23 protein-coding genes and 1 tRNA gene are annotated in these 21,348 nt (G+C 39.2%); 14 read left to right on the forward strand and 10 right to left on the reverse strand.

Annotation, left to right across the window (positions count from 1 at the left end):
* Nucleotides 1–108: 108 nt before the first annotated feature.
* Together ACXACJ_RS09220 and ACXACJ_RS09225 are read right to left on the reverse strand one after the other, a co-directional pair.
* A complete protein-coding gene (locus ACXACJ_RS09220; RefSeq protein WP_475134074.1) occupies nucleotides 109–573 on the reverse strand; it encodes a DUF2452 domain-containing protein in 465 nt (154 codons plus the stop codon).
* 25 nt (nucleotides 574–598) lie between these two features.
* Nucleotides 599–796, reverse strand: coding sequence for a hypothetical protein (locus ACXACJ_RS09225; protein WP_475134075.1), 198 nt, complete (start codon nucleotides 794–796; stop codon nucleotides 599–601).
* 62 nt (nucleotides 797–858) lie between these two features.
* Here ACXACJ_RS09225 and dinB point away from each other — a divergent pair, with 62 nt between their 5' ends.
* Nucleotides 859–1,968 carry a DNA polymerase IV gene (gene dinB, locus ACXACJ_RS09230; protein ID WP_475134076.1) on the forward strand — a complete coding sequence of 370 codons (1,110 nt, stop codon included), beginning with the start codon at nucleotides 859–861 and terminating at the stop codon, nucleotides 1,966–1,968.
* 90 nt (nucleotides 1,969–2,058) lie between these two features.
* Nucleotides 2,059–2,526, forward strand: coding sequence for a MaoC family dehydratase (locus ACXACJ_RS09235; RefSeq protein ID WP_475134077.1), 468 nt, complete (start codon nucleotides 2,059–2,061; stop codon nucleotides 2,524–2,526).
* 123 nt (nucleotides 2,527–2,649) lie between these two features.
* On the opposite strand, the gene ACXACJ_RS09240 is transcribed toward ACXACJ_RS09235, so the two are convergent.
* Entirely contained in the window at nucleotides 2,650–3,063 is a 414-nt protein-coding gene (locus ACXACJ_RS09240; protein ID WP_475134078.1) for a DUF4442 domain-containing protein, read from the reverse strand.
* 80 nt (nucleotides 3,064–3,143) lie between these two features.
* Between ACXACJ_RS09240 and ACXACJ_RS09245 the strand changes: the two genes are divergently transcribed.
* From ACXACJ_RS09245 to ACXACJ_RS09260, 4 genes are all read left to right on the forward strand, one after another.
* Nucleotides 3,144–3,578, forward strand: coding sequence for a peptidylprolyl isomerase (locus ACXACJ_RS09245; protein WP_475134079.1), 435 nt, complete (start codon nucleotides 3,144–3,146; stop codon nucleotides 3,576–3,578).
* Nucleotides 3,579–3,737: 159 nt separating this feature from the next.
* Entirely contained in the window at nucleotides 3,738–4,727 is a 990-nt protein-coding gene (locus ACXACJ_RS09250; protein ID WP_475134080.1) for a Gfo/Idh/MocA family protein, read from the forward strand.
* 175 nt (nucleotides 4,728–4,902) lie between these two features.
* The gene (locus ACXACJ_RS09255; RefSeq protein ID WP_475134081.1) at nucleotides 4,903–6,189 is read left to right on the forward strand and encodes a citrate synthase; all 1,287 of its coding nucleotides are present in this window, start codon (nucleotides 4,903–4,905) and stop codon (nucleotides 6,187–6,189) included.
* Nucleotides 6,190–6,406: 217 nt separating this feature from the next.
* On the forward strand, nucleotides 6,407–6,865 hold the full coding sequence (locus ACXACJ_RS09260) for a CBS domain-containing protein (protein WP_475134082.1): 459 nt from the start codon (nucleotides 6,407–6,409) through the stop codon (nucleotides 6,863–6,865).
* 26 nt (nucleotides 6,866–6,891) lie between these two features.
* Here ACXACJ_RS09260 and ACXACJ_RS09265 read toward each other — a convergent pair whose 3' ends face one another.
* Complete coding sequence (locus ACXACJ_RS09265; RefSeq protein WP_475134083.1) at nucleotides 6,892–7,176, reverse strand: GNAT family N-acetyltransferase; 285 nt, start codon at nucleotides 7,174–7,176, stop codon at nucleotides 6,892–6,894.
* Between the two features lie 201 nt (nucleotides 7,177–7,377).
* Here ACXACJ_RS09265 and ACXACJ_RS09270 point away from each other — a divergent pair.
* From ACXACJ_RS09270 to ACXACJ_RS09280, 3 genes are all read left to right on the forward strand, one after another.
* Nucleotides 7,378–7,451: transfer RNA gene (locus tag ACXACJ_RS09270), tRNA-Asp, on the forward strand.
* Between the two features lie 48 nt (nucleotides 7,452–7,499).
* Nucleotides 7,500–7,751, forward strand: coding sequence for a GIY-YIG nuclease family protein (locus ACXACJ_RS09275; RefSeq protein ID WP_475134084.1), 252 nt, complete (start codon nucleotides 7,500–7,502; stop codon nucleotides 7,749–7,751).
* A gap of 111 nt (nucleotides 7,752–7,862) precedes the next feature.
* Nucleotides 7,863–8,114 carry a GIY-YIG nuclease family protein gene (locus ACXACJ_RS09280; protein WP_475134085.1) on the forward strand — a complete coding sequence of 84 codons (252 nt, stop codon included), beginning with the start codon at nucleotides 7,863–7,865 and terminating at the stop codon, nucleotides 8,112–8,114.
* 131 nt (nucleotides 8,115–8,245) lie between these two features.
* Here ACXACJ_RS09280 and ACXACJ_RS09285 read toward each other — a convergent pair whose 3' ends face one another.
* The 6 genes from ACXACJ_RS09285 to ACXACJ_RS09310 all read right to left on the reverse strand — a co-directional run bounded on the left by ACXACJ_RS09285 (nucleotide 8,246) and on the right by ACXACJ_RS09310 (nucleotide 14,555).
* Nucleotides 8,246–8,839: an HD domain-containing protein gene (locus tag ACXACJ_RS09285; RefSeq protein ID WP_475134086.1), complete on the reverse strand. Its 594-nt coding sequence runs from the start codon at nucleotides 8,837–8,839 to the stop codon at nucleotides 8,246–8,248.
* 7 nt (nucleotides 8,840–8,846) lie between these two features.
* Nucleotides 8,847–11,261, reverse strand: a complete 2,415-nt coding sequence (locus ACXACJ_RS09290; RefSeq protein ID WP_475134087.1) for a TonB-dependent receptor — start codon at nucleotides 11,259–11,261, stop codon at nucleotides 8,847–8,849.
* Nucleotides 11,254–11,724, reverse strand: a complete 471-nt coding sequence (locus ACXACJ_RS09295) for a PepSY-like domain-containing protein (RefSeq protein ID WP_475134088.1) — start codon at nucleotides 11,722–11,724, stop codon at nucleotides 11,254–11,256. The genes ACXACJ_RS09290 and ACXACJ_RS09295 overlap by 8 nt, the downstream gene beginning before the upstream one ends.
* A gap of 78 nt (nucleotides 11,725–11,802) precedes the next feature.
* Nucleotides 11,803–12,546 (reverse strand): COG4705 family protein, encoded by a 744-nt coding sequence (locus ACXACJ_RS09300; protein ID WP_475134089.1) that lies wholly within the window; start codon nucleotides 12,544–12,546, stop codon nucleotides 11,803–11,805.
* A 51-nt stretch (nucleotides 12,547–12,597) separates the two neighbouring features.
* A complete protein-coding gene (porY, locus tag ACXACJ_RS09305) occupies nucleotides 12,598–13,884 on the reverse strand; it encodes a PorY family sensor histidine kinase (protein ID WP_475134090.1) in 1,287 nt (428 codons plus the stop codon).
* Nucleotides 13,881–14,555, reverse strand: coding sequence for a response regulator transcription factor (locus ACXACJ_RS09310; RefSeq protein ID WP_475134091.1), 675 nt, complete (start codon nucleotides 14,553–14,555; stop codon nucleotides 13,881–13,883). The genes porY and ACXACJ_RS09310 overlap by 4 nt, the downstream gene beginning before the upstream one ends.
* Before the next feature lie 337 nt (nucleotides 14,556–14,892).
* Here ACXACJ_RS09310 and ACXACJ_RS09315 point away from each other — a divergent pair, with 337 nt between their 5' ends.
* From ACXACJ_RS09315 to ACXACJ_RS09335, 5 genes are all read left to right on the forward strand, one after another.
* Nucleotides 14,893–17,214, forward strand: a complete 2,322-nt coding sequence (locus ACXACJ_RS09315; protein WP_475134092.1) for an alpha-L-arabinofuranosidase C-terminal domain-containing protein — start codon at nucleotides 14,893–14,895, stop codon at nucleotides 17,212–17,214.
* A gap of 20 nt (nucleotides 17,215–17,234) precedes the next feature.
* The gene (locus ACXACJ_RS09320) at nucleotides 17,235–19,916 is read left to right on the forward strand and encodes a DUF5695 domain-containing protein (RefSeq protein WP_475134093.1); all 2,682 of its coding nucleotides are present in this window, start codon (nucleotides 17,235–17,237) and stop codon (nucleotides 19,914–19,916) included.
* 148 nt (nucleotides 19,917–20,064) lie between these two features.
* A complete protein-coding gene (locus ACXACJ_RS09325) occupies nucleotides 20,065–20,391 on the forward strand; it encodes a DUF6686 family protein (RefSeq protein WP_475134094.1) in 327 nt (108 codons plus the stop codon).
* Nucleotides 20,392–20,394: 3 nt separating this feature from the next.
* Nucleotides 20,395–20,724 carry a DUF6686 family protein gene (locus ACXACJ_RS09330; protein WP_475134095.1) on the forward strand — a complete coding sequence of 110 codons (330 nt, stop codon included), beginning with the start codon at nucleotides 20,395–20,397 and terminating at the stop codon, nucleotides 20,722–20,724.
* A gap of 156 nt (nucleotides 20,725–20,880) precedes the next feature.
* Entirely contained in the window at nucleotides 20,881–21,348 is a 468-nt protein-coding gene (locus ACXACJ_RS09335) for a cupin domain-containing protein (protein WP_475134096.1), read from the forward strand.

Below are 21,348 nucleotides of genomic sequence, written 5' to 3' on the forward strand. Positions count from 1 at the left end.
TTTTATATAGACTGTGATTCCAAACCCACGAAATGAGTTTTCAAGTCACTAGGCTGAACAAAACAATAAGATTTATTTTCAGGGATTTTGAAGAGGTAGATCAATCATCTAATAATCTGCATTGATTATTTCCCAAGTATGATCGGCTAAAAGCTTTACACTAGCTTCAAACTTTTTAAAAGGTTTGGATCTTCCCCATTCATTAGGCGCAATCAACGAAAGTAAATCGGAACCATCTTCGCGTTGATAAAGGTGATAGGTTTTTCCAATCAAAGGCTCAAAACTCATTTTTGCCTGATAAATCCGTTCAGAAACTTCCACACGTTTTCTGATGGCATTGGCTTGATCGGCCAACAATTTCATCTGCTCATAAATCTGCTGAACTTGCATATCGGTTTGCTCATACATTGCAGAAACAGCTCGCCCCTTCAGTTTGCCTTTATCTTCAGGTTTTACAAGTGCACCGCCTACAGAATGTGCATAGCTGAGCAAGCCTGGATTTTCAGCAGCCATCTCCCCCATTCTATCCAAATCAATGTTCTCTAGCTCTACCTTTTTGCCCGATGATTTCATGCCCTTTGTAACTCAAATATTTGGATTATGGTTTACGGTCGAACGAAACCGTGTCAACAGCAACCGTATCTTGAACAGAATCTTCGCTAGGCGCTATGGATTCTTTCAGCAGCTTTTTAGAACCAGGAAATGAAGTTCTAGTGGTTATATCGTATCCTACAATCAATGTGGCGATGATGAACAAAACAGAAACCACCACAAATATTTTCTTAGAACGGTTCATACGAAATTAGAATCTGATGAATGTGCGCAAAGTTCATAAAATCGTTCGTTAATTTCGAACGCATGGAAAAAAAGGAAGCAGAACCGTATCGTAAAATCATTCATGTGGACATGGATGCTTTTTTTGCTTCCGTAGAACAACTCGATAATCCTGAATACAGAGGAAAACCTTTGGCTGTAGGCGGAAACCGAGAGCGTGGCGTAGTGGCAGCTGCTAGTTATGAAGCCCGAAAATATGGAGTCCGTTCGGCTATGCCTTCAAAAACCGCATACAATAAATGCCCGCACATCATTTTTGTAAGGCCAAGGTTTGAAAGATATAAGGAGGTCTCCAATATTATCAGAGAAGTATTTCATGAATACACAGATTTAGTAGAACCGCTTTCATTAGACGAAGCCTTTTTGGATGTCACAGAAAACAAAAAGGGAATTGCTTCGGCCACATTAATCGCCAAATCCATAAGAAAGGAAATCAAAGAAAGAACAGGTCTAACCGCATCAGCCGGAATTTCCGTGAATAAATTCTTGGCAAAAATTGCCAGCGACTATCAAAAACCCGATGGCATTACCCTGATTGGTCCTGATAAGGTGATTCCGTTTTTAGAAAAACTGGAAATCGATAAATTCTTTGGTGTAGGAAAAGTAACCGCTAAAAAAATGCACACTTTGGGCATTCACAATGGCTTCGATTTAAAACAATGGACCAAAGAGGCTTTAAGACACAAATTCGGAAAAGCAGGCGCCTACTATTATAATATAGTGCGTGGGCAAGACAATCGGCCGGTAAACCCTCATCGAATTAGAAAATCTTTGGGTGCTGAAAACACTTTCGAAAAAGATTTGACCACTTTGGAAGAAATGAAAGCAGCCTTATTGCCCATAATGGACACGGTTTTCAGAAGGCTGGAAAAGGCAGAGAAATTCGGAAAAACCTTAACACTCAAAGTTAAATTCTCCGATTTCACTCAAATTACAAGAAGTATTACCCAAACTCATTTTATAGATCGTCTGGCAGAAATCGAAACTTTAACCTTCAACCTTTTAGAACAAATTGAATGGAGTGATTTCCCTGAAGGCGTTAGGCTTTTGGGAGTTACCTGTTCAAATTTTGAAAATGAAGACGATGATCACAAGACCAATACCACGGCATATCAACTCACCATTGATTTTTAAATGCCATTCATAAGACAATTGGAGTAACAACTCACATTTAAGACTAATAAATGTTCGATTTCTTTTAAATTGGCAATTCAAATCAACCTTATGAGTAAACTAGTAATAGGCAGCCACGCAGAATTCGCAGAATATATCGGTCAAGAACTTGGCGTTTCTGAATACTTAAAAATAGAACAAGACAGAATCAACGCTTTTGCCGATGCCACTTTAGATCACCAGTGGATTCACCTCGATGCCGAAAGAGCAAAAAAGGAAGCTTCATTTGGCAACACCATTGCCCACGGTTATTTAACCCTTTCCATTCTACCGCATTTATGGGAGCAAATTGCTGAGATCAACAATATTAAAATGATGATCAACTATGGTATTGAAAAGCTCAAATTCAATCAACCTGTAGTGGTAGATTCTGAAGTGCGTTTAAGAGTAAAACTTACTTCTTTGGCTGATTTACGAGGCATTACCAAATGCCAATTGAATGTAAAATTGGAAATTAAAGACAACCCAAAACCTGCTTTTTCAGGTGAAATGATATTTCTATATCACTTTAACGACTAATCCAGTTCAACATAAAAAATTTAACAAAACAGCCCGAGGTTTGAACCTCGGGCTGTTTTGTTAACAATAGCTACACATAACTCACAGACATTCAAGTTTTTGAAATTATAATTGGAAGGCTTTTTACTTCTTCCTTACATAAATGGTTTTATCCAATTCGCAGACCACATCGCCTTGTTCGTCTGTAATTTGTAGAGGAAGAATAATTTCAGTTTTTCCGTTGGCATCGGCTTCGGCTCTTAACTGCTCCACAATCGCATCATTGATTTCAAAAACGCAGGTCACCTTCCCTTTGCCCGGCTTTTTAAAACGTATGGTAGAGGCTTTGTCCCAAACAATATACTCTCTGCCTATATTCTGCAAAATCAAGAGCATATAAAACGCATCGGACATCGACATTAACGAACCGCCAAAGTGTACACCAACCAAATTGCGGTTCCACCACCTCAGTTTCATGCTCACCACAGCCTTTTTAAAGTCGGGAGAAATATGCGACACCCTGATTCCCGCTCCCAAAAAAGGCGGATAAAAGTTCATCAATTTGATTTTAGTGCGATTGGATAGCCTAAACATAAGATGTGTTGGTTACTTTTGTATTCAAATAAAACAAATAACGAATGACAGCGGAAATACATACTGAAAAAGGCGTAATGAAAGTGGAATTCTACGAAAAAGACGCCCCAAATACAGTAAAAAACTTTACTGACTTGGCTAAAAAGGGATTTTATGACGGACTCAATTTCCACCGCGTAATTCCAAATTTCGTTATCCAAGGCGGTTGTCCAAACGGTATCGGAAACGGTGGCCCAGGTTACAAAATTGATTGCGAACTTGATGGTGACAACCAATACCACGACAGAGGAGTACTTTCTATGGCACATGCAGGAAGAAACACTGGCGGATCGCAGTTCTTCATTTGCCATAGCAGAGAAAACACTGCTCACTTAGACAGAAATCATACTTGCTTTGGAAAAGTTATGGAAGGCCTAGATATTATCGATGACATCAGACAAGGCGATAAAATTGAAAAAATCGTGGTAATCGAAGATTAATCCATTCAAAATAGAGCTGCCAAATTCGGAAAGCAGCTCTATTTTACCATTTCTCCCCAAAAGCCACCATTGTTGGCTGGTTCAAACCTTTCCCTCCTATTGCTTAGAACCCTCAATGATTTATGGCTACTTTTGCCCTAAGCAAAAAACTAACATTCTATGCTAAAAATAGGCGTTCTCGGAGCCGGCCATCTCGGCAAAATCCATATCAAATGCATTAAAGACATTCCCGAATATCAACTTGTAGGCTTTTACGATGCTTCCCCAGAAAACGCTCAAAATGTAGCGGAAGAGCACAATATCAAAGCCTTTGCTTCCATTGCAGAATTATTGAATGAAGTTGATGTTGTAGATATTGTAACCCCCACCCTTTCTCATTTCGATTGCGCTTCCGAAGCTTTAGCTGCCGGAAAACATGTGTTTATCGAAAAACCCGTAACCAATACCGTGGCGGAAGCAGAAGAACTTATTTCGCTAGCCAATCAAAAAGGTCTAAAAATCCAGGTTGGCCATGTTGAAAGATTCAATCCGGCCTTTATAGCTGCGCAAGAACACCTAAAACAGCCCATGTTTATTGAAACGCATAGATTGGCACAGTTCAATCCGCGCGGATTAGACGTGCCCGTAGTGCTGGATTTAATGATTCACGACATTGATGTGATTCTACATGCTGTGGGTTCTGAAGTGAAGAACATTTCTGCCAACGGAGTAGCTGTCGTAAGCGATACACCTGATATTGCGAACGTTCGGTTAGAGTTCGAAAATGGCTGTGTGGCGAATTTAACCACCAGTAGAATTGCCGTTAAGAACATGAGAAAGTCTCGATTCTTTCAGAAAGACGCTTATGTTTCGGTTGATTTTCTTGAAAAGAAATCGGAAGTCGTTCGCATGAAAGAAGCCACGGGTGAAGAAGGGCCTTTCAGCATGGTTCTGGATTTGGGAGAAGACAAAGGGAAAAAGGAGATCATTTTCGAAAATCCTAAAGTTCATCCTTCCAATGCCATTCGCGAAGAATTATTCACTTTTCATCAAGCTATAGTGAATAATACAAGGCCTGTTGTAACCATTGAAGACGGCTATAAAGCCTTAAAAGTGGCTCATCAAATTCTAGAAATCATTGAAGAGAATCTGAAAAAAATCGGTTCTTAAAAATAAATTAATTGGGGAAAAAGAGCTACAGAATTGACAATGAGCATTAAATCTTGGTTCTGTGAATTAAAAATCCCCAAACACGGGAACAACAGTTTCATTTCCGTGTTTTATACGTTAAATTCGCTCGCCAACGAGAGAGCACTTCCAAAACGAAAAACACATTAGAATAGAGATGTCAAACATTGCGGAGATTAAAGTAGACGGTAAAACCATGGAGTTACCGGTAATCGAGGGAAAAGAAAAAGAAAAAGCCATCGATATTTCTTCATTAAGAGCACAGAGCGGAGTCATTACCATTGACCCAGGTTTCAAAAACACCGGTTCAACGCAAAGTGCAATCACTTTCCTAGATGGGGAAAAGGGAATATTGAGATACAGAGGCTACTCGATTGAAGAGTTAGCAGAAAAGTCTTCTTTCTTAGAAGTTGCTTATTTGCTGATTTACGGAGAATTACCAACCCAAGAAGAGTACGCTGAGTTTACTCAAACCATCACGAATCACACCTTGGTTCACGAAGATGTTAAGAAAATCTTGGAAGGTTTCCCTTCTACAGCTCACCCAATGGGCGTTTTATCTTCTTTGGTTTGTGCTCAAACCGCTTTCTATCCTGCTTCATTAGATCCTAACAGATCTTCTCATGAGGTAGATATGAGCATCATCCGCTTAATTGCTAAGATGCCAACATTTGCAGCATGGTCTTACAAAAACCAAATTGGCCATCCTGTAAATTACCCAGACAATAACCTTGACTACTGCAGCAACTTCTTGAAAATGATGTTTGCTACACCAGCCGAAAATTATGAGGTTGATCCTGTAGTAGCTTCTGCTCTAGATAAATTATTAATTCTTCATGCCGACCACGAGCAAAACTGTTCTACTTCTACAGTAAGAATGGTTGGTTCTTCTCACGCAAGCTTGTACGCTTCTATTTCAGGTGGTATCAACGCCCTATGGGGACCTCTTCATGGTGGTGCAAACCAAGCCGTAATCGAGATGTTAGAAAACATCAAGAAAGATGGTGGAGATACTAAAAAATGGATGGCGAAAGCGAAGGACAAAGATGATCCTTTCCGTTTGATGGGCTTCGGACACCGAGTTTACAAAAACTTTGACCCAAGAGCTAGAATCATTAAAAAAGCAGCTGACGATGTTTTGGCTAAGCTTGGCGTAAACGATCCTGTATTGGAAATTGCTAAAGGCTTAGAAGAAGAGGCATTGAACGATTCTTACTTCGTAGAAAGAAAGCTTTATCCAAACGTAGACTTCTACTCTGGAATCATCTACAGAGCTTTAGGAATCCCTACAGACATGTTTACTGTAATGTTCGCTATGGGTAGACTACCGGGTTGGATTGCTCAGTGGAAAGAAATGAGAGAGAACAAAGAGCCTATCGGAAGACCAAGACAAGTATACACTGGTTATACCGAAAGAGCTTACCAAGAAATTGGAAATAGATAAGATTCTAAATAAGAAATGAAAAGGCTTACAAATTGTAAGCCTTTTTTATGCCTTTAAGCCAGTGACAGGTCATAAAATATAATTTTACTCTTCCAAAACATCACAGACTAAAAACTAAATACAGAAACATAAATCCATTTATAATTTTGATATTTGTTTGATTTTCAGTAGTTTATTTAAGTTTCAAAAAATCCATAAACCATTAAATCAGACTAATATGAACTTTCAAGGCGTAAAAGCCCCTGAAATGCCAAAAGGGGTACACAAATACCGTCCGGTAACAGATTACATGAGCAGGGAAGTAATCGTTTTCACTCCAGACCAGAGCATAGCCGATGCTATGGATGTTTTTCTAGAACATCGAATTTCAGGAGCTCCCGTGGTAAACGAAAAAGGTAAAATCATTGGGATACTTTCTGAGATTGACTGCATGAGAATTATGGTAGACGAAGCCTATCACAACCTGCATCATGGCAAAATCACAGTAAGCGAATACATGAGCAACAACGTAGTAACAATTTCAATTGACATGGATGTATTAGACTGTGCTCAAAAGTTCCTCAGAACGCATTACAGGCGCTTTCCTGTGGTCGATGTAAACGGAAGACTCAAAGGCCAAGTAAGCCGTAGAGACATTTTGCAAGCCACAAGAGATTTAAAAACATCTACATGGTAATGTGAAGGAGTATACAAAACTCCTTTTCACCACACATCTTTCCATTCCGGATGCTTCATAAGCGTTGCCTTAGCAAAAGGACACAATGGAAGTATCTTGACTCCCTTCTCCCTAACATATTCAACAGCATGTTTCACTAACTGCAAGCCTACCCCTTGCCCTTTAAGCTTAGGGCTTACCTCTGTGTGATCAATAATCAGTTTGTCGGTACCTGCTTTTGAATATGTCATTTCAGCTAACGTAGTTCCGTTCTCTTCTATGTAAAAAGCGCCCTTTGTTTCGGACTCTCTATGTTTGATTTCGAATTCCATCAAGTTAAGGTAGCTAAAACCAGCATTATGAAACAGCTAAATGCAAGCAGAAAATTAATCTCATTTTTTTTCGCCATTAACCGACTGATAAACAGAATGAAGCAAATTTCTTTAAATATTTTTCGCAAACACCCCTTGCATTTCAAATCTAACCGACTACTTTTGCATCACCTTAAACGAAAGGGACACAAAAAAAATCTTGGAGCGGTAGTTCAGCTGGTTAGAATGCCTGCCTGTCACGCAGGAGGTCGCGGGTTCGAGTCCCGTCCGTTCCGCAAAAGCCTTAGAGAAATCTAAGGCTTTTTTTGTTTATAATTACCCGTATGTTTTATACATATATAATTCAAAGTCAAACAGATAATTCTTTCTACATAGGATATTCTCAAGACTCTAAGAAGAGACTGGATAAACACAATTCCGCTAAAACAGGATATACCTCTAAAAAACAACCTTGGAAACTTGTCTACACTGAAAGTTTTAAGACTAAGACAGAAGCCATTAAAAGGGAAAACTTCATAAAAGCACAGAAAAGTAAGAGGTTTATCATAGACCTTATCAATAATGGGCAGGGTTAGAATTCCTGTCCCGAATAACTCGGGAAGGTAGCGGGTTTCCCTAGTTATTCGGGATCCGTTCCGCAAAAGCCTTAGAGAAATCTAAGGCTTTTTTTGTTTATAATTGCCCGTATGTTTTACACATATATAATTCAAAGTCAAACGGATAGTTCTTTCTACATAGGATATTCTCATGACCCCAAGAAGAGACTAGACAAACACAATTCCGCTAAAACAGGATATACCTCTAAAAAACAACCTTGGAAACTTGTCTACACTGAAAGTTTTAAGACTAAGACAGAAGCCATTAAAAGGGAAAACTTTATAAAAGCCCAGAAAAGTAAGAGGTTTATCATAGATCTTATCAATAATGGGCAGGGTTAGAATGCCTGTCCCGAATAACTCGGGAAGGTTGCGGGTTCGAGTCCCGTCCGTTCCGCAAAAGCCTTAGAGAAATCTAAGGCTTTTTTTGTTTCAGAACATGCGTTTTGAGGTAACGAAATATCCCTTCTCTCTCACCTATAAAGTAAAAGCATAGCGTCAATTCTCTTTAAATTCCTTTCCTTTTGCAGTGCTAGATTTTGGCGGCAGTATGAAGTAAAGAAATTATGCTTTAGAAAGAATTTACGGTTAGTCAGAAACCATTCATAATCGTTGTAATTCTTTTGCTGAAAACCTTCCCACTCCATACGCAGCAAATGTTGCCAATAGAAATAGTCACAACTACCGAGATGATAAAGGTCTGCATCGCATAAAATTTGGGCGAGCTTTGAGTTTGGTTTTTGAGGAATGCTGGTAGCTCGTATACAAGAAACGATGCCTTCAATGGCTTCGAAATTGCAGTTGACGGAAGTTAAATACTCAAATGCGATTCGTGCACTTTCTTCTTCGTGCCCTTCCCTAACCACGGAATAGCCTACATCATGAAACCAAGCTGCCGCAGTCAAAATCTCAACATTCGATTTGCTGACGGATTCTTGTTCAGCAATTTCCTTCACATGCTCTACAACATTTCGCGTATGCATGAAATTATGAAAGGGGTATTCCTTTGCGGAAAGCCCCTTCAAAATATCAGAACAATAAGCCTCGATTTTAGCCAAGTCCATCATTCAACTTTTAAAACTTATAGCTGTAGCCAATTCTCAACACCTGAGTTTCGTAATAGTCAGCGCTTGTGTAATAGAAATTATTACCATTGATTTTCTTCTTGATTTTCATGGTATTCAACAAGTCCGTAGCGTTGAAAAAGAGCTCTCCTTTTCCATGTTGGATGGGTCGTTTAATCCCAAAGTCAAGAGAGAACCTCGATTGAATGGTTCCTTGAGGAATAATATCCGGAGCGAGGTAAATCGCAGTAAATTGAGCTTCAGTATTGCCTTTCAACTTTAAATTAGTGTTGAGCTTAATATTGCCCGAATACACCTTTTGTTTCTCGGCAGTAAATGTGTTTTCAACCGGATATTTGTTGTATACCGTAAAAGCATTGATTTGATTTCGGTAGCCATTCAGATTTAGGTTGAAAGAAACCCGATCAGACAGTTCTTGATTAAGCACCACTTCGACCCCAGTGTTATAACTTTTGCCCGCATTTTGGGAAACGTTATAAATCAGGTTTGTATCATCTACAGTTGTAGCAACGCGTGTGATGGTTCCATCAGAAATGCGATGATAAAGTGCGCTATACAAATAACCTTTCTGCCAAATGTTTTTATAGCCAAGCTCCATCGTATTGGTGAATTGAGGCTGTAAAGCAGGATTACCAACCTTTATGATTTCCGCATCATCATACTTTGGAAAAATGCGAATATCCACTTCATCAGGCCTATCTACCCTACGATTGAAGAACACAGAAAAATTATTCTGATCATTCAATCTATAGGTTAGTCGCGCATTTGGGAACGGCTGAAAGTAGTTATAGCCATCGCTTTGGTAAGTGTTGTGATTAGGATCCACCACATATTTCAAGTCGACATATTCTACTCTTAAACCTAATTCAGCTTCTAATTTTTTAACTTCATATATGTAATTACCATACAAAGCCGGAATGGTTTCTTTGTATTCAGCAACGCCATCAGCACCCGTATCCAATACAGAATGAGTGGCAGAAGGATTGAATTGCATGTTGGTTGGAATTGTCCTTCTCCTGAATTTGATTCCAGTTTCCAGCAAACCGTGCCTTACAGGCTTGGTGTAATCCAAAGTGAAATCCGCTACTTTTTGATCGGCAATCAAGAAGAAAGATTCCTGAGTATTGTAATCTGGTTTTTGATTGTCAAAGAAGTATTTTTCATCCTCACGATCGAAAGTGTAGTTGAAGCCGATATTCAGCTTATGACCTGGCTGTTGAAATTTATGTTCATAGGCTACGGTAGCCATGGCTGCGGTCAACACTTCATCTTCCAAAAACTGCCAAAGCCTTAGCTTGTCTCCACTGTTTCCATCAAAGAAAGGTTGATCGCCTCTATCCTTAATAATTTCTTGGCTGAAAAAGCCAGAGACTGTTAGCGTATTCGCATCATTGATAAACCAATCTAAACCTGCTTTTGAAGTAAAAAAGTTAGTGTTTCTGTTTCGCTTCATTTGCTGATTTATCACAGTTCCGTCATCATAACTTCGGGTAATAAATTCGTTTTTGTTCAGTGTTTGGGTGTATAGATTATCAGCTTGAAGAAATAGGTTGACTTTGTTCTTTCTATAATTCAATAAAACGGAAGGGTTTAGCTTTGGCGTAGCGGTGTACTGCGGCCTGATATCTGGTAGGTTTTGTTTCCTTACCCACAGTGCGCCAAATCCTGTACTTAAACCAACTTTTCCATTAAACCCCTCTTGCTTTTCCTTTTTCAGCACAATGTTGATGATACCCGCATTTCCATTGGCATCATATTTTGCAGAAGGGTTATTAATAATTTCAATTTTCTCTACCGCTGAAGCGGGAATATTGTCCAATCCATTTTGGTTGCCAAAACCCGTAATTGCGGTTTGTTTGCCATCAATCAGTATCATCACCTGACTATTACCTCGCAATTGCACTTGACCATCTTGCGTAGTAACGCCCGGCAGATTGTTCATTGATTGTAATACACTTCCACCCGATTGACTTACGTTCGCATCTACAGTATAAGTTTTCTTATCCATAGCCTCCGCCACGGCATCGCGCTGACCAGTAACGGTAACGTCACTTAGCATTTCCGTAGCTTCGGCCATTAAAATGCTTCCTAAATCAATATACTTCGAATTAGAACCCACAAAGAGAGGCGCAGTATATTTTGAGTAACCTATAAATGTGGATTCTACTAGATATTCGCTCGGAGCGACATCGGTAAGGGTGAAAAAACCCTTGTCGTCAGAAATTGTACCCGAAACGAAAGTTGAATCCGAAGTTTTTTTCAAAACAATGTTCACGAAAGGCATGGCCTCTTGCGAGGCCTTGTCTTTAACATTGCCAGATATGTTCACCGATGTAGTTTGAGCCCAAATTAGGCTTGGCAACACCATAAACACAAACTGTAAAAACACTCTACTTTTAGTCATTATCATCGTCTTCATCACCTTCTTCATCCGCCTCTTTTTTCTTGGTCAGTTTACCATTGGCATCTATCACCACTTCAAACTCCTCTTCTCCCACTTCAATTTCGAACTCATAAGATTTCCCAGAAGCTGCCTCAGCAATTTCAGCTCCTTCAATGTCGTAATCCGTAAAGCTTTGGTCGAGTAAAGCTTTGATATTGGCTGGAATTTCCGATTTCTTGATTTCATATTCCGTTTCCTTCCACATGCCATCGAGAGAGAAATTGGCAGAATATTCTTTCCCATTCATTTTAAATTCTGCTTCCCATTCATCTGCTTCTTCCATATCCCAAGAAACCTTTTTGGCGCTGGGGAATTTTGCATTGAAAGCAGAAAGTACTTTTTGAGGAACTTCACTCTTCTTTTGGGCACATGCCACAGTACTTACAGTAAGGCTGAGCACTAAAATCATAGGTAATTTTTTCATCTTTTATGGGTTTAATTAGTTAATGTTATTCGAATCTAGAATTGAATTTGGAAGGAATTTAGAAGACGTTTTTTTGAGTCAATTTTGTTTTGACTTCATCGCTCTTCTATCTACCAGAATCAGTGCGGCTAGAATAAAAACGGCTACTAATGAAGCCGAGAGCGTTCCTAAATCCAGACCTCCCTTGCTCAATGGCTTTGTAAGAAAATCACCAAACGTGGCTCCGAAAGGCCGGGTAAAAACGAATGCAAGCCAAAAGAGAACTACCTCGTTCAGCTTGGTTTTATAATGTAGCAATACAACTACGGCAATAACCAAAGCAGTAAATAAGGCACCTTGTAAATAGCTCAGACCCGCAACATCGCTTAAATAATCGCCAAATGCGGTACCCAAACTGTTAGAGAATAATATTGCAAGCCAGTAGAAAGACTCCTTACCTCTGCTGGAAATTGGATAAAACTGTAAACTCCCATATTTTTTGTACCAGACAAAAAGTGTAGCAGACAACAAACTCAGCAAGAGTACAGTACCTGAAGTATAACCCAGATGCAAGCTGCGATCGATAAAATCAGAAATTTCTGTACCCAGGGTTGTTGTCGCGACAATTACCAACCAATAAAGAAATGAAATGTATGAGTTGGATTTCAATTGAATTGCCAACACCAACATAAACGCGAAAACGGTAATTCCGAGGCTAATCAAATAACCTAAATTCAAGGTCATTGAAAGAAAGTCTCCGAAGGTTTCGCCAAGGGTTGTGGCTACAATTTTCATGAGCCAAAACAGCAGCGTAATTTGAGCTACTTTGTTCGATATTTTCATGATTAAGTTTTTTCCTTAATCTGAACATCAATTTGGAAGAAATTTGGAAGATTAGAACTTCACTGAAAAAATGTGAAGATCATTTTCAAAATGGTAGGCCACACTCCAGCCATGTTGCTTGGCAATTTCCTTAACAATGGATAAGCCCAAACCACTACTCACTTTGCTTTTTGAAACAGAAGAGAATCTCTCAAATAAATTCTCTTTGGCTAATGCAGCATTTCCGGAATTACTGAATAAAAGCGTATCATGTTCCATGTGAATGAAAATCTCGCCACCTTTCGCGTTATGCCTGATAGCATTGGAAAGCAAATTGTTCAGCAAAGTTTCCAATAGAAATGGATTAGCTTCTACTTGTTTCGATGCTTGAACATGGTTCAGTAAAGTGATTTCTTCACTTTCTATATAATCTTCGAAAAGAGAAATACAAAAGTCAATCGATTCTTTGATGTCGATATTCTCTAAGTCACCAAATTGATGGTTTTCGACCTTAGCCAACAGCAAAAGGTTTTTGTTAATGCGAGAAAGCCGTGAAAGTGGCGCCTCAATACTGCTGATAATCTCAGAAATTTCAGGAGTTATATTTTCTTCCTGCAGTAGAATATCCAATCGCGATTTCAGCAATGCAATAGGCGTTTGCAGCTCGTGAGAAGCATTTTCTGTAAAAGACTTTTGCTTAAGATAAGCCTCCACATTGTTTTTAATAAGCTGCTCAAGAGATGCATTCAATTCATGAAATTCTTGAATATCACTTTTCGGCAGATCAATATTTTCGGCTTTGGAAAGCTCAAAGTTTTTAAGTGCGTTCAGGGTTTGATAAAAAGGTTTCCATGTTTTAGTGGCTATACTTCGGTTCAGAAGCATAAATCCCAAAATCAATACCGTAAAAAACACGAAAGTCACTATGGCAACGGCAATGAAAGTTTCATCTGATTCCTCCACATTGGTTTCTATGGTAATTAAATAAGGCTGACCGTTGATCTCAACATAAGACTTTAGTCCACGAAAACGATCTTCACCATCATCTAAATCATAACTATTCGGTCGAATTGCTTGGTAAACACTATCTTGAAAATCACTTTTTGCTTCGGCTTTTTCAATAGACATGCCTGGTTGAAGTTCGCCCCAAATGTGGTTTATTTGCTCTATTTCAGAATTAGTGAACTCCTTCGATTGAAGTTTTAGCTTGGTATGCTGAAGCGTAAGCCAGTTGTTTTCATCCAACTCGCTTATCCAAATATAATCGACCACAAAAACATAAACGGGTATGCTTATGAGCAGAATAATCAGGGAATAAATGGCAAATGCCTTAAGTGGTTTATTAAGTAATTTGGTCATTGTTCCCATTTGTAGCCGGTTCCATAAATGGTTTTAATGTAATCGCCATAACCCTTTTCTTTCAGCTTTCTCTTCAAGTTTTTTACGTGAGCATAAACAAAATCATGATTATCGAACATATCAGCAAAATCACCCGAAAGATGTTCGGCCAAAGCACCTTTGGAAAGCACGCGGTTTTTATTGCCGATAAAGAACAGCAGCAGATCGTATTCCTTTTTAGTAAGACTCACTAAATCGTTATGAACCGCCACCGTCTTTGAATGAATGTCAATGGACAATTCTTTATGCTTAATCACATTGTTGCTTTCAAATTGTTTCCTTCTGATCAAGGATTCGATTCGAGCGGCCAATTCCGCTTGGTGAAATGGTTTTGCCAAATAATCATCGGCCCCGAGTTTCAAGCCTTTCACCTTATCTTCAATCGAGTTTTTTGCAGAAATTATAATTACTCCGTCCTGCTTATTCAGGTCTTTTAATTCTTCGAGAATGGAAAGTCCATCGCCTCCAGGAAGCATCAAATCCAGAAGAATACAGTCGTAATCATAAGTATTGACCTTTTCCATGGCAGATTCATAATCCAAAGCCCACTCGCACAGGTACTGCTCATTGGCAAGAAAGCTCATCATATCTTGAGCAAGCTCCTTTTCATCCTCGACAATCAGAATTTTCATAGCAGGCAATTAAACTTTCAATTTGGAAGAAATTTGGAACGAGTTCTATTGATATGTAAGAAAAGACAAATAGAAGCCATCATGGGAATTTCAGAATTTAAAAAGAAGCTCTTTAAAATTCATTCGTAAGAATTGATTTTCCGAAAACACAAACTCACATCAATTAAAATACGTGTAAAAAATACACTTATGATAAAATCATATTAGTTTGTGCTAATCTTCATTCAGTTTAAGTTGAAAGGCCCTATTAAATTTAATATCCACAATTAGAATTCAATTTCCTTGTAACATGCCCACAAGAAAATTAGATATGATTTTAACTTTTTAATTGAGAGAGATGCCCTATAAAACCTGTCTATTTTTATTTGTCCTGATCAGTTTATCGGCATGCCATCCGACTTCTTCTACCCTACTTTCTCCTAATTCGGATCAAAACCCTAAAGAAGCTCAATGGGAAACTGAGTATTGGAGTAAACAAGAAAATTACTCAGACAGTGTTTCCAGTCAATATTCTACAACGATGTTGCTCATTGAAACTGATTCCTTTTCTGTTAATCGTTGGTTTAGGAAAATCAGCATTAAGCCATATGCTCATTATAAGGTTTCAGGTTATTTAAAGACAGAAAACCTTGTAAGCAAAAATGGATCAGGAGCTGGCTTTGGCCTTGGTAACATTTCATTTCAAGGCGATACTATTTTCCAGAGTAATCAAGATTGGACATACGTAGAAATGGAGTTCGACTCTCAAAACGAAGACAGCTTTATGTTGGAATGTTGGTTAGGAAAAAATGGTCAAGCAAAAGGAAAAGTCTATTTCGACAATTTGAAGTTAGAAGAAATCTCTTCTGAAAAACTTGCTCCTCAAATCTCATTCAATTTAGAAGAAAAGAGAGAACCCATGTCTCCTCTGCTATATGGTCAGTTCATAGAGCATATGGGTAAATCCATTTACGGAGGTTTATGGGCAGAAATACTGAGTGACCGAAAGTTCTATTATAAACCAGGCTCCAGACATTCGCCATGGCAAACCAACGCAGATTCTTCTTTAGTTAGCCAGGATAAATCTCATGCATTTTCCCAAGGTATTCTGCCTATTCTTCAGGTAAACGAGAATATCTCCATGGTTCAAGATTCACTACAGCTGGTTTTTGGTGAAGAATACATTGGCAGAATTGTTTTTAAAGCCAGTTCGGGAATTGAAAGGTTGAAAATCTCTGTTCAAAATGGAGAAGAACAAATCATTTTTAATGAAAGCCTCAAATCTAACAGTTTTGTAACCCTTCCATTTAGTTTCAAACTAAACGAAGACATCCAATTTTCATCGTTCAAAATAGAGTTTATAGGGAATGGATCTGTAACCTTGGCAGCCACATCATTGATGCCAGCAAACAATATTGAAGGATTTAGATCCGATGTGCTCACTTTACTGAAGGAGCTAAACTCTCCCATTTACCGATGGCCGGGCGGGAATTTTGTTTCAGGCTATAACTGGAAAGACGGAATTGGAAATCCAGATCAAAGACCCACTCGGTTTGACAAAGCTTGGAATGGATTAGAATATAACGATGTAGGAATTGATGAATTCATGACACTTTGTAAGCTATTGAATGCAGAGGCCAACATAGCTGTAAACACAGGTTTGGGAACTGCAGAAATGGCCGCAGAAGAGGTAGAATATGTCAATGGTTCTACACAAACAAAAATGGGGAATTGGCGAAAAGAAAATGGTAATGAAAAACCCTACTCCGTAAGACTTTGGGCTGTGGGCAACGAAATGTTCGGTGATTGGCAGTTAGGTCATATGCCTATTGAAGATTATGTTGAAAAACATAATCGAGTAGCCAAAGCCATGAAACAAGTTGACCCAAACATTGAGCTCATTGCAGTTGGTTTTCCTGGTAAATGGAACGAAATGATGTACACCCACACTGCTAATGAAATGGATTATATCAGTGAGCATTTTTATAGACAAGATTGGCATGCAGGTGGACTTCTAACTCACGTAAAACAAATTCCAGAGGCTATTCGAAGTGTCGCTGAAGAACATCGAAAACAAAGAAAAGATCATCCTGAATTAAAGAATAACGAAATTAAAATTGCTTTGGATGAGTGGAATTACTGGTATGGACCACATGTTTATGGACTATTAGGAACACGTTATTTTTTGCGTGATGCCATGGGCATAGCAGCTGGATTCAATGAATTTGCTCGTCAATCTGACATTTTTTACATGGCAAATTATGCCCAAACTGTAAATGTGATTGGAGCCATAAAAACCACACCCACCGACAGTTGGTTAGAAGGGACGGGACTGGTTTTAAAGCTTTATAGAGAAGAATTTGGTTCTATCCCCATTGAAATAAATGGCTATTCTGCCCCTTTGGATGTTGCGGCCACTGTCACCAAAGACGAAAAATTCATCACCTTTTCTGTCATTAATGCTACACACCAAGATCACCCCTTGAAAATAGACGGCACAAATGGAATTATCAGTGAACTTGGTGATTCATTCATTCTTCGCGGAAAAAACGACATGGTATATAATGATGAAAACCACAAGGACAACATTCGTATTGAAGAAGGAAAAACTAGCTTCTCAAACGGGACCTTAATGATACCAAAAGAAACCGCAGGGATTTATAAATTCCGAATTTTATAGCATCAGAACCTATGGAAAAAATGAGATATATAACCTTCACTTTTGTTTTACTCTTGTTTTCATCTCTTGCTTTTGGACAGGGATATTGGCAAAGAATAGAAAAGCGAAAATCTACTCTAGGGCTAGAAAATGGCTTTCAAACTTTCGAAACACCTTCATTTCGTGTAAAACTGGTGAAAAGCTCGCAAACCGTTGCGGCCTTAAATCCTAAGTCAGATTTGGAGTTCGATTTCACCCCAGGAGATCGGTTAGAAATCCGAGATAAAGACAGTCTATATCATCTAGGAGATATTAATTTTCGAATTAGAACAGAAGGTGGCTCTTGGAAAAGCTACAGTTCAGCCAGGCACAGAAAGTCAGTTCAAGCGCTTCCTGTTTCGGGAAGAATATTTGCCGCTGCCGACATATCAGCCACTCTCTCCGATGACCAACTTCCTTTGACTGTAAAACGCCTCTACGAATTGAACAAGGGAGAACTTTCTTTGCGCTTTGAGTTTGAAAACACCTCCAATCAGAATATCGAAATAGGAGCTCTTGGCGTCCCAATGGTTTTTAACAACATTCTTGAAGGCAAGCATTTGGATGAAGCACACGCACAAAATGTCTTCTTCGATCCATATATAGGAATGGATGCAGGTTATCTGGAGGTAAAGCGTTTAAGTGGAAAAGGACCCGTTTTACTTGTTCTTCCGGAAGAAAACATGCCCTTCGAAGCCTACCGTCCTCTTCTGGATGAACTGAGTCCACGAAGCATTGTGTTTGAAGGTTATCACGAATGGATGAGCTTAAGCAAGGCTTACGCAGAAAATGAATGGAGCAAAGCCATGCCGTGGAACTCTCCACACGCATTGATTCTAAAACCTAAAGAGAAGAAGAACTTTTCTATAAAGCTGGTTTTGGCCGAAGACATTAAAAAAGTAGAAAGTAAACTGCTAGAAGAAGAAAGGCCCGTTGCTATGGGAATTCCGGGTTATGTTCTTCCTGAAAAGACCAACGGCAGCCTTTACTTAAAGTACAAAAGCCCAGTTGAAAGCATGGAAGTTGAGCCTAAAGGAGCTTTAAATTTCCAAAAAAGGGGACAACTCGAAAATGGCTTTGTTCATTATCAAATTGAAGGCAAAGCCTGGGGCAGATCCCGACTTACAATTCGCTATGAAGATGGGCTTACTCAAACCATAAATTATAAAGTCATTCAATCAGAAGCTGATGTCGTGAAAAATTATGGCCATTTTCTAACCACCAAACAGTGGTTTGACGATGAAAGTGACCCTTTCCAAAGAGCTCCATCCGTAATTTCTTATGACTATGAAACGAAAGAGCAAGTTTCTCAAGATAGTCGAGCTTGGATCGCGGGTTTAAGCGATGAAGGAGGCGCAGGAAGTTGGTTGGGTGCCATGATGAAACAATTGGTTATTCCCAATGCGGAAGAGATTGCCAAGCTTGAGACCTTTATTGATGGCACACTCTGGGGGCAAATTCAGAACAGCGATGGAGACAAAAAGTATGGCGTTCACAAAAGCGTATTCTATTACGAGCCAGACCAAATGCCTGCGGGAACATACGATACCGCCAAATACAATTACAAAACTTGGGCGGCCTGGAGCAAAGAAGGTGCTGATGATTTAGGCAGAAGTTACAATTATCCACATGTTGCCGCTGCCCATTGGGTAATGTACCGAATGGCTCGCTACCATCAAGACTTGGTTACCAATCATAGTTGGGATTGGTACCTGAAAAACGCCTATCACACCGCAATTGCCATGACAGAGCTTGCTCCTTATTATGCTCAATTTGGGCAAATGGAAGGCACCATATTTTTGAAAATCCTAGAGGATCTACAATTAGAAGGTCTGACAGATTTGGCAGGTGACTTGGAAGAAAAAATGAAAGCCAGAGCAGATCATTGGAAATCGCTAAACTACCCCTTTGGAAGTGAAATGCCTTGGGATTCTACGGGTCAGGAAGAAGTATATATGTGGTCCGATTATTTTGGTTATGACCTAAAAGCTGAGGTTACGCTGAATGCAATTTTGGCTTATATGCCAACCATTCCTCACTGGGCTTACAATGGCAACGCAAGAAGGTATTGGGACTTTCTATATGGAGGAAAACTTTCACGAGTAGAACGTCAAATTCATCATTATGGATCTGGTTTGAATGCCATTCCAATGCTTAAAGCTTATCGGAAAAATCCAGACTTACACTTGATTAGAGTTGGTTATGGCGGTTTGTTGGGTTCTATTTCCAACATCACTCAAGATGGCTTTGGACCGGCAGCCTTCCACTCCTTCCCTTCTACGCTAGAAATCGACTATTTATCAGGCGACTACGGTTCTGGTTTCTTTGGCTACGCTATAAATACGTCTACCTATTTAACCAAAACAGAGCAATTTGGATGGCTGACATTTGGAGGAAATCAGCAGATAAAAAAGGACAAAGTCAGTGTAGAATTAACCACAGCAGCCAAAAATCGCGTTTTCATAGCCCCTGAAAATCTTTGGATAACCCTTGATGCTGGAATGATAGAAAACATTACTTATGATGAAAAAGAAGGATCGGTAAGTCTTGAATTAGCACCAAAAACCGATCACACGGCTTTTGCTTATTTAAGGCTGAATAAAGAAGTTTCTCTACCCTTTGAAAAAGTTAGAGGAGCTTATAAGATTCCGCTGAAAAAAGGCGTAACCAAACTGAAATTTTAAGACATTAATCCTCCAAGCCACCCGATATCTTGGAGGATTGATCACTACTTCTAGCGATCATTTTCACTATCAATAGCCATTGCCTGAACTATTCATGAGGATTAACTTTGTTTAGAATCATTCTAAATAATAAACTAAAATTAGCCTTATGAATGAATGCCAAAACAAAATCCTAGCGGAAGGGAGTAAGTTCAATGTGTCATATTGTGAATGCTGTAGACGTATTGGCCTTTTCTACAACAACATACTTTCTGGCTTTGAGTGGGACGAATTTAAAATGTTTGCAGAAAGCATAATTCAGCTCGATTTCAATTCAAATTCGATTTTATTCCCCAATGGTGAAAACCAAATCATCATAGTCACCTGCCACCCCGATATACAATTCACTTTCAATTATTTAGAATTCTATCACTTCAAACAAGTGCTTGAAGAATCTCTTATCATGTTGGAAGTTCACGAAGCTTTGTCTGCCTAAACCATGGAAGAAAAACATCAATTATCTGTTTTAGCAGAAGATAAGGCCATTCAAATTTCCAAATGCAGTTGCTGCGAAAGCTATAATGTCAATTATAGAAATCTGTTTTTGAGCTTCACCGAAAGGGAATTGAGAGCTTTTATCCGAATGCTAAAATCACTCTCTCCACAACATTTCAGCAACTTTCACCCTGAAGGAAATAAAGCCGTAATCAGCCATAAGCGTTTGCATTACAGCATGGCCTTCACGCAAAAAGAAGTGAAATACCTTCTCACCAAAATAGACCAAGCCTTGCTGATGGAATCCGTCTACGAGTTGTTGTCTAGTCGCTAAAAACCTATAAGTCCTTGATGGCTCCGAATGACCCAAGCCTTTCTTTGGCTAGGAGCCATCCAAGGCACTATTTGCTTTCTGAGTGCCGAACTGAAGTAATTCTGCTTGTATTTAAAATTTAAGCCTTCCATCTTCAAGTTTTAAAGAAACGCGCAAATGAAAAAATCTCAATTTAACATAGCCCTAACCGTGGTTTTAATGGCAATTTCGGCATTTATTGGTTGGAAAGGCCATGCGACCTATGCTGATATAGACACGCAAATAATCTCTAGAAACAAGGCCCAGCATTTGCCCGAAGATTGGGGAAATTTGATTGTGTATACCCCTGAAAACGGAACCACAACTTATGGCACTCAAAATACGCTAACCGCTGTGGCCGAAATTAAACCTGGCCAACAAATTCACCCGCCTCATCAACATTCAGCAGAAGAGTTCATTTACATTTTGGAAGGAAATGGAACTTGGAGTATGAAAGGCGAAGAATCGCCTGCCAAAGCAGGTGATATTATGTACGCCAAACCTTGGGACTGGCATGGATTAACCAATACGGGCTCGGAAACCTTAAAATTCTTTGTGGTAAAATGGGATAATAAAGGTGTGAAAACTCCAAAGAAAAATCCTTGA

It is taken from the genome of Roseivirga sp. AWQ4_251 (assembly GCF_056158225.1).

Excerpts from the sequence above, each read along its gene's own strand:
- ACXACJ_RS09220 (WP_475134074.1), bottom strand. The coding sequence starts at position 573 with ATGAAATCATCGGGCAAAAAGGTAGAGCTAGAGAACATTGATTTGGAT.
- ACXACJ_RS09225 (WP_475134075.1), bottom strand. The coding sequence starts at position 796 with ATGAACCGTTCTAAGAAAATATTTGTGGTGGTTTCTGTTTTGTTCATC.
- dinB (WP_475134076.1), top strand. The coding sequence starts at position 859 with ATGGAAAAAAAGGAAGCAGAACCGTATCGTAAAATCATTCATGTGGAC.
- ACXACJ_RS09235 (WP_475134077.1), top strand. The coding sequence starts at position 2,059 with ATGAGTAAACTAGTAATAGGCAGCCACGCAGAATTCGCAGAATATATC.
- ACXACJ_RS09240 (WP_475134078.1), bottom strand. The coding sequence starts at position 3,063 with ATGAACTTTTATCCGCCTTTTTTGGGAGCGGGAATCAGGGTGTCGCAT.
- ACXACJ_RS09245 (WP_475134079.1), top strand. The coding sequence starts at position 3,144 with ATGACAGCGGAAATACATACTGAAAAAGGCGTAATGAAAGTGGAATTC.
- ACXACJ_RS09250 (WP_475134080.1), top strand. The coding sequence starts at position 3,738 with ATGCTAAAAATAGGCGTTCTCGGAGCCGGCCATCTCGGCAAAATCCAT.
- ACXACJ_RS09255 (WP_475134081.1), top strand. The coding sequence starts at position 4,903 with ATGTCAAACATTGCGGAGATTAAAGTAGACGGTAAAACCATGGAGTTA.
- ACXACJ_RS09260 (WP_475134082.1), top strand. The coding sequence starts at position 6,407 with ATGAACTTTCAAGGCGTAAAAGCCCCTGAAATGCCAAAAGGGGTACAC.
- ACXACJ_RS09265 (WP_475134083.1), bottom strand. The coding sequence starts at position 7,176 with ATGGAATTCGAAATCAAACATAGAGAGTCCGAAACAAAGGGCGCTTTT.
- ACXACJ_RS09275 (WP_475134084.1), top strand. The coding sequence starts at position 7,500 with ATGTTTTATACATATATAATTCAAAGTCAAACAGATAATTCTTTCTAC.
- ACXACJ_RS09280 (WP_475134085.1), top strand. The coding sequence starts at position 7,863 with ATGTTTTACACATATATAATTCAAAGTCAAACGGATAGTTCTTTCTAC.
- ACXACJ_RS09285 (WP_475134086.1), bottom strand. The coding sequence starts at position 8,839 with ATGATGGACTTGGCTAAAATCGAGGCTTATTGTTCTGATATTTTGAAG.
- ACXACJ_RS09290 (WP_475134087.1), bottom strand. The coding sequence starts at position 11,261 with ATGACTAAAAGTAGAGTGTTTTTACAGTTTGTGTTTATGGTGTTGCCA.
- ACXACJ_RS09295 (WP_475134088.1), bottom strand. The coding sequence starts at position 11,724 with ATGAAAAAATTACCTATGATTTTAGTGCTCAGCCTTACTGTAAGTACT.
- ACXACJ_RS09300 (WP_475134089.1), bottom strand. The coding sequence starts at position 12,546 with ATGAAAATATCGAACAAAGTAGCTCAAATTACGCTGCTGTTTTGGCTC.
- porY (WP_475134090.1), bottom strand. The coding sequence starts at position 13,884 with ATGACCAAATTACTTAATAAACCACTTAAGGCATTTGCCATTTATTCC.
- ACXACJ_RS09310 (WP_475134091.1), bottom strand. The coding sequence starts at position 14,555 with ATGAAAATTCTGATTGTCGAGGATGAAAAGGAGCTTGCTCAAGATATG.
- ACXACJ_RS09315 (WP_475134092.1), top strand. The coding sequence starts at position 14,893 with ATGCCCTATAAAACCTGTCTATTTTTATTTGTCCTGATCAGTTTATCG.
- ACXACJ_RS09320 (WP_475134093.1), top strand. The coding sequence starts at position 17,235 with ATGAGATATATAACCTTCACTTTTGTTTTACTCTTGTTTTCATCTCTT.
- ACXACJ_RS09325 (WP_475134094.1), top strand. The coding sequence starts at position 20,065 with ATGAATGAATGCCAAAACAAAATCCTAGCGGAAGGGAGTAAGTTCAAT.
- ACXACJ_RS09330 (WP_475134095.1), top strand. The coding sequence starts at position 20,395 with ATGGAAGAAAAACATCAATTATCTGTTTTAGCAGAAGATAAGGCCATT.
- ACXACJ_RS09335 (WP_475134096.1), top strand. The coding sequence starts at position 20,881 with ATGAAAAAATCTCAATTTAACATAGCCCTAACCGTGGTTTTAATGGCA.